A 14,478-nucleotide genomic window follows, 5' to 3' on the forward strand; every position below is an offset into this window, starting at 1 on the left:
CCTCGGCCCCCGATATCACGCCTGGGACATCCGCTCGGTCGCCTGAACGGCGCAGCCGGCCGCCGCCCCGCGCGCGGGGGCGCCGGGGCGCTCCTAGCGTCGCCCGTGTGACCTGCCCGCAGACGGCCGCCGGGCGCGGCGGGCGGGCACCGGCCGCGCCCCGTCCCCGACTCCAGGAACCCCCGCACATGAACGCCTTCACCGACGAGAGCACCCAGACCGCCGAGAGCCCGCCGGCCGGCACGCGGACACCGAACGGCCGGCCGCGGCCGGACGAGCCCGGCATCCCGATGGACCTGGCCACGGTGCTCGGCGCGGAGCCGCCCGACGATCGGGGCCCGGTGGACGACGCACCACCCGGCCTCACCTTCCGCATCGAGCGGGGGCATGCCGAACCCGAGGAACTCGCCGCGCTCACCGTCGTGCTGTCCGCCCGGCTCGCCGGGCTGCGGGCCCTGGTCGACGGCCAGGAGCAGGTGGACGAGGAGCGCCCGGCCGACCGCCGGCACGCCCGGGGCCACCGACCGCACCGGTCCGCCTGCTGGTCCGGCTGTTGGACCTGCGCCTGAGCCAGGGTCAGGCCGGAATCGTGGTCAGCCGAAGAAGGCCAGCAGCAGGGCCGTGGCCGTGACCACCACGGCGCCGATGACGAAGCCGAGGATCACCTTGCGCTGCCAGGGCGCGACATACCCGCCGTGCAACGCGCTGCCCATCCGGCCGTACTGCTCGATCCGCCCCATGGGGGTCAGCGGCTCCGTCGTCCCCTGCGGCATCCCCTGCGTCCAGTCGGGGCCCGGCTGCGGGTAGCGGCGGCGCCAGCTCTCGTCCTCACGCCATGGCAGTGTCATCTCGCTGCTCCTCGTCTCGTACGCCGGCCACGGACGATCCCCCCGTGCACCGATCATCTGTTCCCCCCTCATGTCCTACCCGATCCCGCCGGATGATGCGGGGGAATCCGGCGCGGGGAGCGCGGCGGCGACGAGGAAGCCCGCGGCGGCGAGGACCACCGAGATCGGCTGCGGCGCGGCACGGCACGGCGCTTACCGGCGGTTGGTCCGGCTCACCGACGCCGGCCGCGTGGGCCTGACCGGCACCTTCGGGGTGCCGGCGGACCTGCTCTCGTGACGTGCCGCGGGCCCATAGGGCGGACGGACGATTCCTGTCCGGTGCCGGTCAAGTAGGGTCCGGCGCACCGGGACACCGGCCGGAACCGGGCCGGGACAGTGAGTCGAGGAGTTTTCGTGGCGGAGCGTCAGGTATCAGCGGGGGCCGGCGGGGGCGGCGCGCCGGAAGTCCAGGCCGAGGAGCGCCGGCTGCGCCGGGACCTCGGCTTCTGGGGACTGACCGGTATCGGCTTCTCCAACATCGTCGGCTCCGGCTGGCTGTTCGCGGCCCTGTACGCGGCGCAGACGGCCGGTCCGGCGGCGCTGCTGTCCTGGATCGGGGCCGGTCTGCTGTGCGGTCTGGTGGCCCTGGTCCTGATCGAGCTCGGCGCGTCCCGGCCGGAGGGCGGCGGCACGGTCCGGTGGCCGCTGTTCGCCAGCGGCCGGCTGGTCGGCACCCTCATCGGCTGGTCGACGCTGCTGTCCGTGGGCGGCACCGCGGCCGAGATCACCGCGATCATGCAGTACGCCGCGCACTACATCCCGGGCCTCTACAACGGCCACACCCTCACGCTCGGCGGGCTCGGCCTGGCCGCCGGGCTCAGCGTGCTGCTGACGGCGCTGAACTGGTTCGCGGTGCGGATGTTCGCCCGGATGAACAACCTGATCTCGGTGTTCAAGATCGCCGTACCGGTCGTCACCGTGATCGCGCTGCTCGCCTCCGGCTGGAACTCCGGCCGGCTCACCGACCACGGCGGCTTCGCCCCGTACGGCTATGTGGCCTGCCTGACCGCGCTGGCCGGCGGTGGCATCGTCTACTCAGTCAACGGCTTCCAGGCCCCGCTGGACTTCTCCGGCGAGACCCGCAACCCCCGCCGCACCATCCCCGCGGCCGTGCTCACCGGCATCGGCCTGGCCGTGGCCATGTACCTCGCCCTGCAGCTGGCGTTCCTCTTCAGCGTCCCCGAGAGCCTCCTGGGCCACGGCTGGCAGGGCGTCTCCTTCGACTCGCCGTTCGGCCAGCTCGCCCTGATCCTCAACCTGCAGTGGCTGTCCAGCCTGCTCTACGCGGACGCGGTCATCTCGCCCGGCGGCTCGGCCTACGTGGGCGTGGCCATCGACGCCCGGCACACCTACGCGCTCGCCAAGAACGGCACGATTCCCCGGTACTTCATGAAGGTCAACGAGCGGTTCGGCATCCCGCGCCGCGCGCTGGCCGTCAACCTCCTGGTCATCGTGGTCTTCCTGCTGCCCTTCGGCGGCTGGCAGGACATCGTGAGCGTCATGGGCGACATGTACCTGCTGATCTACGCCGCCTCGGCGGTCGCGGTCGCGGTGTTCCGCGCCGAACCGGGCGGTCACACCGCCGGCTGGGTGCCCGGTCTGCGCTGGATCGCCCCGGTCAGCTTCGTCGTGTCGAGCGAGTTCGTCTACTGGTCGGGCTGGCACGACCTGCGGCTCGCGCTGCCGCTGGTGCTGGCCGGCCTGCTGATCTTCCTCGTCATGCGCCGCCCGGGCGCCCGCGGCGGTACCGCGGCCGTCGAGAGCGACGGCGCCGGGCCGGTCCGCCCGCTCTCCGCCGAACTGCGCACCGGTGCCTGGCTGGTGGTCTACCTCCTCGCGCTGACCGCCCTCTCCGGGCTGGGCACCTTCGAGGGCTCCGGCCGGCTGCCCGCCCCGTACGACTCGATCGCGGTGGCCGTCCTCGCCTTCGGGGTCTTCTTCTGGGCCGTACGGTCCGGCGTCCGTCATCTGGCGGTGAACCGCTCGGCCGCCGGGGAGGCCCCGGCGTCGTGAAGCGGAAGTCACCCCGCAGAAATATGATGAACCGGACAGGCGGGCTCCCCCCGAGAGCCCCATGAGCCCAGGTCAGGAGGCCCCCGCGGACCGTCGCAGGGAGCGCGCCGCCGCAGTGGCCCATGCACCGATGCACCCGGGAGCGATCCATGCCTCGGCGTCGTCCCCCGCGGTCGGCGAGTGCCGACGATCTGCTGACCACGCTCGGACGGCTGACCGCCCAGGCGCGGGAGGGCGCCGAGAAGCAGCGGGCCCGCGTGGAGCTCGCCGAGGCGCTGCAGCGCGAGATGCTGCCGGCCCGGCTGCCGCAGCTCCCCGGGCTGCGCACCGCCGCCACCTACGCCCCGGCCCGGCACGGCCTGGACATCGGCGGCGACTGGTACGACGGCTTCCCGCTGCCCGACGGGTCACTGGCGTTCTGCATCGGCGACGTGCAGGGCCACGACGTGGAGGCGGCCGCCTTCATGGGCCAGATCCGGTTCGGGCTGCGGGCCGTCGCGGTGCACGCCGCCGACCCCGGCGAGGTGCTCAGCCGCGCCAACGACCTGCTGCTCTCCGTCGACTGCGGGCTCTTCGCCACCTGCACCTTCCTCCGCTTCGACCCGGCCGCTTGGGAGCTGACCAGCGCCCGGGCCGGCCACGTACCGGCGATCTGGGCCACCACCGACGGCCGCTTCGGCCTCGCCGACGACCCCGGGGGCCTGCCGCTGGGCATCGTGCCGGGGGAGGAGTACCCGGTCACCCGCCGCCGGCTCGCCATGGGGGGCGCGTTCACCCTGGTCACCGACGGGGTCGTGGAAGGACCGTCGTTCCCCATGGAGGCCGGGCTGACGCAGGTGATGCGGCTGGTACGGGCCAACGCGGGCAGCGATCCGGCGGCGGTCGCCGCGGCGGTGATGAGCGTGGCGGAACTGACCGGGCACACCGACGACTCCGCGGTGATCGTGTTGCGCTTCGACGGCGCCGGCGGCCAGGAGTGGGTGAAGCGCGAGCGGGGCGTGCGTGTCGTGGCCGGCGCCCGGCCGACCGCGTTGTCTGATGGCTGATGTGGTGCGTACCGAGCAACTCCGCCGTCTCGCACCGGCAGCCCTGACGATCCTCGTCCTCGCCGCCGTCTACTACGCGTCCGCCCGGATCGGGCTGCTGGAACAGGTGGTGGTCGCCGGTGCCGTGGTCACGCCCTTATGGCCGCCCACCGGTATCGCGCTCAGCAGCCTGCTGCTGATCGGGCTGTGGACCTGGCCGGCCGCCTTCCTCGGCACGCTCCTGGTCGTCGCCTCGCTCGGCCCGGTCGACGGGTCCGTCCTCGCCATCATGACCGGCAACACCCTCGCCCCGGTGTGCGCCTGTCTGATGCTGCGCAAGGTGGGGTTCCGGACCGAGCTGGACCGGCTGCGGGACGGTGTCGCACTGGTCGCCCTGGGCGCGTTCGCCGGCATGGTGATCAGCGCGACGTTCGGCAGCGGCACCCAGGTGATCACCGGTGATCTGCCGGCCGGGGACTTCTGGCGGACCTGGGCGGCATGGTGGGTGGGCGACGCGATGGGCGTCCTCGTCGTCACCCCGCTCGTGCTCGCCGTCCGCACCCTGCGGCCGCCCCGGGAAATGCCCCTGGTCCGGTCGGCGGAGGCGGCGGCCCTGCTGGCCACCGCGGTCCTGGCCTCCCTCGTGGCGGTGCACAGCACCCTGTCGCTGCTGTTCCTGATCTTCCCGGTGATCGTGTGGGCGGCGCTGCGATTCCAGCTGGCCGGTGCGGCGCCCTGTGTGCTGGTGGTGTCCGTCCTGGCGATCTCGGCGGCGACCGACCGCACCGGACCGTTCGAGGGCCAGAGCCTGCTGGAGGCCATGGTCAACCTCCAGGCGCTCAATGCCTCCGCCGCGCTCACCGCGCTGCTGCTCTCGGCGGTCGTCGCCGAGCAGAACGCCATCCGCCGCAAGATCGAGCTGGCCTGCAGCGAACTGGCCGAGGTCGTCGACCGCCTCGCCCCGGGGCAGAACCACCGCCGCTGGCCCCCGGAGGAGGACGGGAGTTAGGCCCGGCGGTCAGTCCCGCAGCAGTTCCCCCAGGTCGTAGCCCACCGGCTCCTCAAGCTGGGCGTAGGTGCAGCTCTCCGGCGTACGGTCCGGGCGCCAGCGGCGGAACTGGGCGGTGTGCCGGAACCTGCTGCCCTCCATGTGGTCGTAGGCCACCTCGCACACCCACTCCGGGCGCAGCGGCACCCACGACAGGTCCTTCCCGCCGCTCCACCGGCTCGGCCCGCCGGGCATCCGCCGCGACGCATGCGCCTCCTCGTCCGTCCAGGCGCCCCACGGGTGCTCCGCGGCATCGTCCATCCGCAGCGGCGCCAGCTCCTCGACCAGCTTGCGCCGCCGGGCCATGGGGAACGACGCGCAGACCCCGACGTGTTGCAGCTGACCGGCGTCGTCGTGCAGGCCCAGCAGCAGCGAGCCGACCACCGGGCCGCTCTTGTGCAGCCGGTAGCCGGCCACGACGCAGTCGGCGGTGCGGGCGTGCTTCACCTTGAACATCACCCGGTCACCGGGCCGGTACGGCAGGTCCAGCGGCTTGGCGATCACCCCGTCCAGCCCCGCGCCCTCGAACTGCGTGAACCAGTGCTCCGCCAGCTCCCGGTCCGTGGTGGCAGGGGCGGTGTGAACCGGTGGCCCGGCCGTCCGCAGTGCCTTCACCAGCGCCTCCCGGCGCGCCGACTGCGGCTCGCGCATCAGCGAGTCGGAGCCCAGGGCCAGCAGGTCGAAGGCGACCAGGGAGGCCGGGGTGCGCTCGGCGAGGGTGCGGACCCGGGAGTCCGCCGGGTGGATGCGCTCCAGCAGCTCCTCGAAGTGCAGCCGGCCGTCATGGGCGATGACGATCTCGCCGTCGACGACGCAGCGCCGCGGCAGTTCGTTCCGGACCGCCGTGATCACCTCGGGAAAGTAGCGGCTGAGCGACTTCGTGGTGCGGCTGGCGATCTCGACCTCCGTACCGTCCCGGAAGACGATGACCCGGAAGCCGTCCCACTTGGCCTCGTACTGCATGCCGGCGGGGATCTTGGACACCGGCTTGGCGAGCATGGGGGAGACCGGGGGCATGACGGGCAGGTCCATGGTCCCGATCCTGACGGCTCGGGCCGCGTCCCGCGCGCCGGGCGGAACCCCCGGGCACGCTCTAGCGTGGAGGCATGACCGGAGGCCGGGCCGACAAGGCCGTAGAACTGGACGTCGCCGGGCGCACGGTGCGGGTGTCCAACCCGGACAAGACGTACTACCCGGAGCGCGGCTTCACGAAGCTGGACGTCGCCCGGTACTACCTCGCGGTCGCCGACGGGGTGCTGCGCGGTCTGCGCGACCGGCCCACCATGATGCAGCGCTTCCCCGACGGCGTGGAGGGCGAGTTCTTCTACCAGAAGCGGGCGCCCAAGGGCCTCCCCGACTGGCTGCCCACCGCCCGGATCGCCTTCCCCAGCGGACGGTTCGCCGACGAGATGTGCCCCACCGAGCCCGCCGCCGTGGTCTGGGCGGCCAACCTCGGGTGCCTGACCTTCCATCCGTGGCCGGTCCGCCGCGACGACACCGAGCACCCCGACGAACTGCGGATCGACCTCGACCCGCAGCCGGGCACCGACTACTCGGACGCCGTGCGGGTCGCCCACGAACTGCGCGCACTGCTCGCCGAGCACGGGCTGCGCGGCTGGCCCAAGACCTCCGGCGGCCGCGGTGTGCACATCTACGTACCGATCCGGCCGCAGTGGACGTTCACCGAGGTCAGACGGGCCGCCATCACCGTGGCCCGGGCCATGGAACGGCGGCTGCCGGACCTGGTCACCTCGGCGTGGTGGAAGGAGGAACGCGGCGCGAAGATCTTCGTCGACTACAACCAGATGGCCCGGGACCGCACCATCGCCTCGGCCTATTCGCTGCGCGCCCGGCCGCGCGCCACGGTCTCCGCCCCGCTGCGGTGGGAGGAGCTGTCCGACGCCGTGCCGGAGGACTTCGACCTGCGCACGATGCCGGCGCGGTTCGCGGAACTCGGCGATGTGCACGCCGACATGACGGACCACGCCTTCGGGCTGGAGTCCGTCTTCGAGCTCGCGGACCGGCAGGCGGCCGACGAGGGCCTGGGCGATCTGCCCTATCCGCCCGATCACCCGAAGATGCCGGGGGAGCCGACCCGGGTGCAGCCGAGCCGGGCCCGCAAGCGCTGACGGTTCCGGCGCCGGTCGGGCGCCGGATGCCGCGGACGGCCGTATCCGCTCCGGCCGCCGCGGAATCCGGTACGGCCTCCCGGTTCGCGCGCCGTGGACGGCCTCCGGCCTCCCGTCCGGTATGCGCGTCCGCCCGCCGGACGAGATCATTCCGCATGTGGCGAACGAGAAGGCGGGCCGGCCGTGAACGAATGGCCGATCGACTATGCGGCGGTCTTCCAGGCACTGCCGGGCGCCGTGCTGCTGCTCACCCCGGACCTGATGATCGCCGACGCCAACGAGGCCCTGCTGCGCCGCGCCGGCCGGCAGCGGCGCCAGGTCGTCGGTCGCCACCTCTTCGACGTCTTCCCCGACAACCCCCGGGACCCCGACGCCACCGGTACCCGCAATCTGCGGGCGTCCCTGGAGCGGGTGCTGGCCACCGGCCTGACCGACACCATGGCCCTGCAGCGCTACGACGTCGAACTGCCCGGCCGGCCAGGGGTGTTCGAGGAGCGTTACTGGAGTCCCGTCAACGCACCGGTCCTCGACGCGGACGGGCGGGTGCGGCTGATCGTGCACCGGGTGGAGGAGGTCACCGAGACCATCCGGGCCGGTGCCCGGCGGGACCACGGCGGTGATCCGCAGCGGATGGCGGCCGAGCTCTACGCCCGGGCCCAGGAACTCCAGCAGCTCAACGACCGGCTCCGCCACGCGCACGCCCGGGAACGGCTGGTGGTGCTGGCGCTCCAGGAAGCGATGCTGCCCGCGCCCCGCCCGGTGGGACACCACCGGGCCGCGGTGCGCTACCGGCCCGCGGTCGGGGCGCTCAACGTCTGCGGGGACTGGTACGACCTGGCGGAGCTGTCCGGCGACCGGATGGCGGTGGCGGTCGGTGACGTCGTCGGCCACGGGCTGGAGGCCGCGTGCGTCATGGGGCAGCTGCGCAGTGCCCTGAGCGCCGCCACGCTGGTCACCCGCGGGCCCGCCCGGGCGCTGGAGGTGCTGGGCATCTACGCCCGCTCGGTGGAGGGCGCCGAATCCGCCACCGCGGTGGAGGCGTTCATCGACTGGACCAGCCACACCATCGCCTACAGCAGCGCCGGCCATCCGCCGCCCGCGCTGCTGCACCCGGACGGCCGGGTGGAGTTCCTGGACGGCGCGACCGATCCGCCGCTGGGGGCCCGGCCCGAGCACGTGAACCGTCCCGAGGCCTGGGTCTCCTTCGCCGCCGACGCCGTGCTGGTGCTGTACACGGACGGGCTGATCGAGCGCCGCGGCGAGGACATCGACGTCGGGCTGGCACGGCTGGCCGCCTCGCTGACCCGGCACCGGGGCGCCGGGGCGGAGGCGATCGCGGATGCGCTGCTGGCCGAACTGCTGCCGCCCGACGGGGCGACCGATGACACCGCGCTCGTCGTCATCCGGCTCTGACCTGTGCGTCGCCCACCAGCCTTTGCCTTTTCATTGCCGCGAGTGGAGCAATTCTTGGGGCTGTTGGAGTGGCTCTTCGTCGTGTCTGCGCGGTTTGTGACGGTGCGCGGTACTCATCGGAATGTCAGATTTCCTGCCAAACAGGAGAAACGCAATGCGCAAGATCATAGGTCGCTCCGTGGCCGCCGCGGCGATTGCCGCCGCCGCCGTCGTCCCGCTCGCCGGTGTGGCTTCCGCCGCTCCTCAGAAGCCGGCGGCGTCCGCGTCGGGCCACGACCACTACGGTCGGCACCACCACCGTCACCACCACCACCACGACTGCGACCACCACGGCTACGGTGGTTTCGGCGGCTACGGCGGCTTCGGCAACGGCTACGGCAACGGTTTCGGCTACGGGAACGGCTACGGGCACGGCTTCGGCCCCTTCGGCTGGCTGTGGGGTCTCATCTGACCCGCAGTAGCATGTCGGGCCGCCGCAGCGTTCGGCTGTGGCGGCCCGACGCTGCGGTCACCCGGCCGTGCCGGCCTCCTGCTCGGCCCGGCGGCGCAGCTCCTTCTTGTCCGGCTTGCCGGCGTCGGTCAGCGGCAGCGCGTCGACGAAGGTGAGGTGCGCCGGCTCGTACATCGCGCCGCGCTCCGCGCACACCATCGCGCGCAGTTCCTGCCCGTCGACCGTGCTCCCCGGCGCCCGCACCACCGCGGCGTGCACCCGCTCCATGCGGTCGGCGTCCCGGACCCCGAAGACGGCGCTCTGCAGTACCTGCGGGTGCGAGTTCAGCAGGTCCTCCAGCTCGGTGGTGTACACATGGCCGCCGACCACGACGATCATGCCCTTGATCCGGTCGACGATGGTCAAGTACCCGTCGTCGTCGAGGAATCCGATGTCGCCGGTTGCTGTCGGCCATCGCGCCGGCCGCGTGCGCCAGCGTCGTCGCGACCAGCTGCCGGCGCTCGCCCGGCTCCTCCGGCAGGACGCCGCGGAATCAGCGGGCCTGCTCGAAGGTGGTGCAGATGCCCTTGGGGTGGTGGCCGGTGGTGCCCCCGGTGTGGCGGATGGTGCAGACGTCCTCGGGCCGGGCCAGGCTCGCGAACGGCTCGTCGGTCTGCTCGGCCGCCAGCTCCAGCAGGTCCGTGCCGCGCTTCGCCGGGCCGAGGACCAGGACCTCCGGTACGGGCGCCAACTCGGTGACCTCGGCGGCCCGTTCGGCGTACCGCGGGTCGACGATCAGCGCCCGGGTCTCGACGTCGCGGACGATGTCGGCCTGGGACTCGGCGGACAGTTTGTTGTAGAGGTGGTTGACACGGGCGCCGATCAGATTGGCGGCGTAGCGGGCGGCGAGGGTCTCGGGGAGGTTGCCGCTCAGCAGGGTGACGGTGTCCTCGCGGGCCACGCCGCGGGCGCGCAGGGCCCGGGCCGTGCGGTGGACCAGGGCGCGGAACTCGCCCGCCGTTACCCGGCGGCCCTGGTGGACCACGGCTTCGTGCGCCGGGTCGGAGCTAAGTGCATCGAGGTTCTCCTCCACGTAGGTGCGGAATGTCCGGTCAGCGATGGACATGATGTCGGGCTTCCTCCACACCGGCGGGCCCGGTCATGGCCGCCGGGTGTGTGATCGCCTATCTTTAGTTGCTAGAGGCAACTAAAGGGCAGGGTAATCCCTGGTGATCGACATCTCCAACTCGGCGGCTCCTGCCGGGCGGTGGCACGGCAGCCGGCAGGCCACCCCCACGGCCATGACCTGCCGGTCCCGCGCACCACCGGCCCCCACGTCGGCCGGATTCATCGCCCCGAATATCGCCGACAAGGTCGCCGCGCAGGCACCCGCGTCGGATAATGCTCCCTCGCGCACCGGGCGCCCCGGCCCTGCTGCTCCCGCTCTCCCTGCGGGGCCGTCCCGTGGCGAGAGATGATGGAGGGCAGCGGAAACACGGCGAGAATCGGCCGATGTACGGAGAGCGCCACGGCTGTCGGTCCCAGGGGGCCGGCGGAAGGAGTGCCTGGATGGGTGCGACCGACGCGTTCCCCGAGGGCGCTGCCCCGGTCGGGGCCGCACCGGGCCAGCCCGGCGGCCTGCTCGACGTACTGGGCGTGGCCGCCGTGATGCTGGACGCGGACGGCCGGATCGCCCTGTGGAGTCCCCAGGCGGAGGAACTCTTCGGCTGGACCGCCAAGGAGGCGCTGGGCCGGTCCGCCGCCAAGCTGCTGGTCCCGCCGGAGCACCTCGACCTCGTCCTGCGGCTGTTCTCCGACGTCATGGCGGGCGGCGAGAGCTGGGCCGGGGTCTTCCCGGTACGGCACAAGGACGGCAGCACCCGGCTGGTCGAATTCCGCAACATGCGCCTGCTGGACGAGCGTGGTGAGTCCTACGCCCTGGGCATCGCCACCGACCAGGCCGTACTGCGCCGGGTCGAGCGCGATCTGGCGCTCTCGGTACGCCTGGTGGCCCAGTCACCGATCGGCCTGGCCGTCCTGGACACCCACCTGCGCTTCGTCATGGTCAACCCGGCGCTGGAGCGGATCAACGACCTGCCCGCCGAGCGGCACATCGGCCGGCACGTCCGCGAGGCGCTGTCGTTCCTCGACACCGAGGTCATCGTGGACCGGATGCGGGAGGTCCTGGAGACCGGGCAGCCGCTGCTGGACCAGTTCACCGTCGGCCGCACGGCCGCCGACCCGCACACCGACCAGGCGTGGTCGGTGTCGTACTACCGGCTGGAGGACCCCGGCGGCCGGGTCCTCGGGCTCGCCACCTCCGTCGTGGACGTCACCGAACAGCACCGCGCCGCCAGCGAGGCCGCCCGCGCCCGGCGGCGGCTGGCCCTGATCGCCGACGCTTCGGCGAGCGTCGGCACCACCCTCGACGTCGACCAGACCGCCCACGAGCTCGCCGACGTCATCGTCCCCGAACTCGCCGACCTGGCCGCGGTCGACGTCCTCGACGCCGTCCTGGACGGTCGGCGCCCGGCCGTGCTCGCCGGCGGCGGCCCGGCCCGCTTCCGCGCCCTCGCGGTCTCCGCGGCGTACGCCACCGAGGCGGTCCGCGCCGCCGACCCCACCGGCCAGATCGCCTCCTACGACACCGACCGGCTGATCACCCGCTGCGTCACCGCCGCCCGCCCGGTGCTCGTCGCCCAGGTGACCGAGGACGACCTGGCGCACATCGCCGTCGACGCCGAGGGCGCCGCCCTGCTCCGCGAGGCCGGACTCCACTCCTATCTGGCCGTGCCGCTGATCGCCCGCGGTGAGGTGCTCGGCGCGCTCTCGCTCTACCGCGTACGCAACCAGGTGCCGTTCGACGAGGACGACGCGGTGCTCGCGGTCGAACTGGCCGCCCGGGCGGCGGTCTGCATCGACAACGCCCGCTCCTACCAGAGCGAACGCCGGACCGCGCTCACCCTCCAGCGCCACCTGATGAACCACCGGCCGCCGCAGCCCGTCGCCATGGAGATCGCCTACCGCTACCAGCCCGCGCAGGCGGCCAGTGAGGTCGGCGGCGACTGGTTCGACGCCATCCCGGTGGCCGGCGGCAAGACCGCCCTGGTGGTCGGCGACGTCATGGGCAGCGGCATCAACGCCGCTGCCACCATGGGCCAGCTGCGCACCACGGCCCGCGCGCTGGCCGATCTCGATCTGGACCCCGCCGAGGTGCTCAGCCACCTCGACCACATCGCCGCCGGCCTCGACCCGGCCTTCGCCACCTGCCTGTACGCGGTCTACGACCCGGAGCAAGACGGGTGCCGGATCGCGGTCGCCGGGCATCTGCCACCCGCGCTCCTCCGGGCGGGCCGCCCGCCCGAACTGCTCGACCTGCCCACCGGCGCCCCGCTCGGCGTCGGCGGCGTCCCGTTCGAGCAGACCATGGTCCCGCTGCACGAGGGCGATCTGCTGGTGCTCTACACCGACGGCCTGATCGAAACCCGCGACCAGGCCATCGACGTCCGCCTGGAGACCCTGCTCACCGTGCTCGCCGAGCCCGAGGGGGACCTGGAGGGGCTGTGCGACCGCCTGCTGGGCGCGCTGCGCGACGAGCACGGGCACGACGACGTCGCCCTGCTCATCGCCCGGGTCCGCACCGACGGGGAGTGACCGGGCGCGCACCGTCGGCCGGGAGCGGAGAATTTCTGTGCCGGTTTCCGGCTTTCGGGCGCAGAATCCGCACCCTCCCCCCGCTGCCGCGAAATCCGCTTCCGTACGGCAGTTAGTACATGGATCCGCGTTCCGTAGGGGCAATCGGCGACGGATTTCGTCGTCTCACACTCTTAACAAGGTATTGACGGACCTCGACGGCGGGGGTTTTATTCGGTCACCGAAGCGGCGCCCGTGGTCAGCCGGGCGCTTCCGCTCATGGCGCTCTTCCCCCACAAGGCGCCCCTCCTGGCCCCCGCACCGATGGGACACGGATAACCGATATGCCCTACACGCCTGTTGCCCCCGCAGCGTCCGAGCGGGACACCCGCAGTGTGGCGGAGGGAACCGCCGCCGCCCCCAAACTCACCCGTTCCATCGGTGTGGTCGGTGGCACCCTGCTCACCCTCTCCTGCCTCACCCCGGCCTCGTCGCTCTTCGTGATCGTGCCGGACTCGTTCGCCAGCCTGGGCACCGGCACCGCCCTGACCATCGCCATCGCGGGCCTGCTCTGTATCGGCGTGGCCTTCACCTACTCCGAGCTCGGCACCCTGATCCCGAGCTCCGGCGGCGAATACGCGATGGTCGGCACCCTCATGGGCCGCCTCGCCGGCTGGCTGGTCTTCATCCTCTCGCTGATCGTCGTCATGATCGTCCCACCGATCATCGCGCTGGGCACCGCCGACTATCTGGCCCCGATCATCCATCTCGATCCGCAGTACACCGCCGCCGCCGTGATGCTGCTGGCCACCGCCATGGGCCTGCTCGACCTGCGCGCCAACGCCTGGATCACCGGCATCTTCCTGGTCCTGGAGGTCGTGGCCTGCGCGGTCGTCGCCTTCCTCGGCTTCACCCACACCCACCGCTCCGCCTCCGTGCTCGTCCACCCCGTGCTCGACGCCGGCCACGGACACAGCACCGCCGTCACCGCCGGACTGATCGTGACGGGACTGGCCACCGCGCTCTTCATCCTCCAGGGCTTCTCCACCGCCGTGTACCTCGCGGAGGAGATGGAGAACCCGCGCCGCAACGTCTCCCGCACGGTCCTGTGGACCCTCGGCATCGGCGCCGCGGTCGTCCTGATCCCGGTGGTCGCGATCACCCTCGGCGCGCCCGACCTGAAGACCCTCGGCGCCGGTGACGTGGCCGGCATGGTCCAGAGCTGGAGCAACTCCGGCATCGGCACGTTCGTCAGCCTCTGCATCGCCCTGGCCATCATCAACGCCACCATCGTGATGGTGATCCAGAACTCCCGGGTGGTCTTCTCCTCGGCCCGTGACGCCGCCTGGCCGACCGTCGTCAACCGCGCCTTCTCGCACGTCGGCCGGCGCTTCGGCTCCCCCTGGGCGGCCACCCTCGTGGTCGGCGTCCCCGGAGCGGCGCTCTGCTTCGTCAACCTCGACACCCTGAGCGAGGTCACCGGTGTCGCCGTCGCCGCGATGTACGTCTTCGTCGCCCTCGGCGCCCTGGTCTCCCGCCGCGGTGAGCACAAGCACCGGCTGGCCTGGCGGATGCCGCTGTGGCCGGTGGTCCCGGCGCTGCTGATCGTGGTGCTGGCCTGGGTGCTCTACCAGCAGAGCGCCAAGAGCCTGCTCATCACCGGTGCCCTGGTCGCCGCCGCCGCGGTCTACTGGGCGGTCTACCTGCGCCCGCGCCAGGACACCCACTGGGTCATCTCGGTCCCCGAGGACGAGCAGGCCCCCGTGGAGCAGCCGACGACCGCCTCCGCCGCCGGCGTGACGGGCTAGCGGCACCCACGGCCGGACAGCCGACGAGGCCCGCCCAGGAGCATCGCTCCGGGGCGGGCCTCGTCGTGTGTGCCCGAGCGGTCGCGTGCCGG

Annotated in this window: 12 protein-coding genes and 1 pseudogene; 10 read left to right on the top strand and 3 right to left on the bottom strand. The window is 72.7% G+C overall.

Translation table 11 applies throughout. The annotated features are described in order from the left end of the window. Nucleotides 1–188: 188 nt before the first annotated feature. Nucleotides 189–569: an acyl-CoA carboxylase subunit epsilon gene (locus ACFV1J_RS03070; RefSeq protein ID WP_385855457.1), complete on the top strand. Its 381-nt coding sequence runs from the start codon at nt 189–191 to the stop codon at nt 567–569. A 24-nt stretch (nt 570–593) separates the two neighbouring features. On the opposite strand, the gene ACFV1J_RS03075 is transcribed toward ACFV1J_RS03070, so the two are convergent. Next, the gene (locus ACFV1J_RS03075) at nt 594–848 is read right to left on the bottom strand and encodes a hypothetical protein (RefSeq protein ID WP_385855458.1); all 255 of its coding nucleotides are present in this window, start codon (nt 846–848) and stop codon (nt 594–596) included. A gap of 70 nt (nt 849–918) precedes the next feature. Between ACFV1J_RS03075 and ACFV1J_RS03080 the strand changes: the two genes are divergently transcribed. From ACFV1J_RS03080 to ACFV1J_RS03095, 4 genes are all read left to right on the top strand, one after another. Beyond that, nucleotides 919–1,125 (top strand): hypothetical protein, encoded by a 207-nt coding sequence (locus tag ACFV1J_RS03080; RefSeq protein WP_385855459.1) that lies wholly within the window; start codon nt 919–921, stop codon nt 1,123–1,125. A 188-nt stretch (nt 1,126–1,313) separates the two neighbouring features. Next, complete coding sequence (locus ACFV1J_RS03085; protein WP_385855980.1) at nt 1,314–2,900, top strand: APC family permease; 1,587 nt, start codon at nt 1,314–1,316, stop codon at nt 2,898–2,900. A gap of 149 nt (nt 2,901–3,049) precedes the next feature. Next, nucleotides 3,050–3,946 (top strand): PP2C family protein-serine/threonine phosphatase, encoded by an 897-nt coding sequence (locus ACFV1J_RS03090; RefSeq protein WP_385855460.1) that lies wholly within the window; start codon nt 3,050–3,052, stop codon nt 3,944–3,946. Between the two features lies 1 nt (nt 3,947). After that, nucleotides 3,948–4,934: an MASE1 domain-containing protein gene (locus ACFV1J_RS03095; protein ID WP_385855981.1), complete on the top strand. Its 987-nt coding sequence runs from the start codon at nt 3,948–3,950 to the stop codon at nt 4,932–4,934. 9 nt (nt 4,935–4,943) lie between these two features. Here ACFV1J_RS03095 and ACFV1J_RS03100 read toward each other — a convergent pair whose 3' ends face one another. Then, nucleotides 4,944–6,005, bottom strand: coding sequence for an ATP-dependent DNA ligase (locus tag ACFV1J_RS03100; RefSeq protein WP_385855461.1), 1,062 nt, complete (start codon nt 6,003–6,005; stop codon nt 4,944–4,946). Nucleotides 6,006–6,079: 74 nt separating this feature from the next. On the opposite strand from ACFV1J_RS03100, the gene ligD reads away from it, so the two are divergent. The 3 genes from ligD (at nt 6,080) to ACFV1J_RS03115 (ending at nt 8,966) form a co-directional block, all read left to right on the top strand. Continuing rightward, the gene (gene ligD, locus ACFV1J_RS03105; protein WP_385855462.1) at nt 6,080–7,102 is read left to right on the top strand and encodes a non-homologous end-joining DNA ligase; all 1,023 of its coding nucleotides are present in this window, start codon (nt 6,080–6,082) and stop codon (nt 7,100–7,102) included. A 183-nt stretch (nt 7,103–7,285) separates the two neighbouring features. Continuing rightward, entirely contained in the window at nt 7,286–8,515 is a 1,230-nt protein-coding gene (locus tag ACFV1J_RS03110) for a PP2C family protein-serine/threonine phosphatase (RefSeq protein ID WP_385855463.1), read from the top strand. Nucleotides 8,516–8,669: 154 nt separating this feature from the next. Then, nucleotides 8,670–8,966 carry a hypothetical protein gene (locus tag ACFV1J_RS03115; RefSeq protein ID WP_385855464.1) on the top strand — a complete coding sequence of 99 codons (297 nt, stop codon included), beginning with the start codon at nt 8,670–8,672 and terminating at the stop codon, nt 8,964–8,966. A 57-nt stretch (nt 8,967–9,023) separates the two neighbouring features. Here ACFV1J_RS03115 and ACFV1J_RS03120 read toward each other — a convergent pair. Further along, a pseudogene (locus ACFV1J_RS03120) lies at nt 9,024–10,071 on the bottom strand (AMP-binding protein). A 443-nt stretch (nt 10,072–10,514) separates the two neighbouring features. Here ACFV1J_RS03120 and ACFV1J_RS03125 point away from each other — a divergent pair. Next, nucleotides 10,515–12,599: a SpoIIE family protein phosphatase gene (locus ACFV1J_RS03125; RefSeq protein ID WP_385855465.1), complete on the top strand. Its 2,085-nt coding sequence runs from the start codon at nt 10,515–10,517 to the stop codon at nt 12,597–12,599. 323 nt (nt 12,600–12,922) lie between these two features. Continuing rightward, the gene (locus tag ACFV1J_RS03130) at nt 12,923–14,386 is read left to right on the top strand and encodes an APC family permease (RefSeq protein ID WP_385855466.1); all 1,464 of its coding nucleotides are present in this window, start codon (nt 12,923–12,925) and stop codon (nt 14,384–14,386) included. The last annotated feature ends 92 nt before the right edge of the window (nt 14,387–14,478 follow it).

The organism is Streptomyces sp. NPDC059649 (genome assembly GCF_042734445.1).
GTDB lineage: Bacteria > Actinomycetota > Actinomycetes > Streptomycetales > Streptomycetaceae > Streptomyces.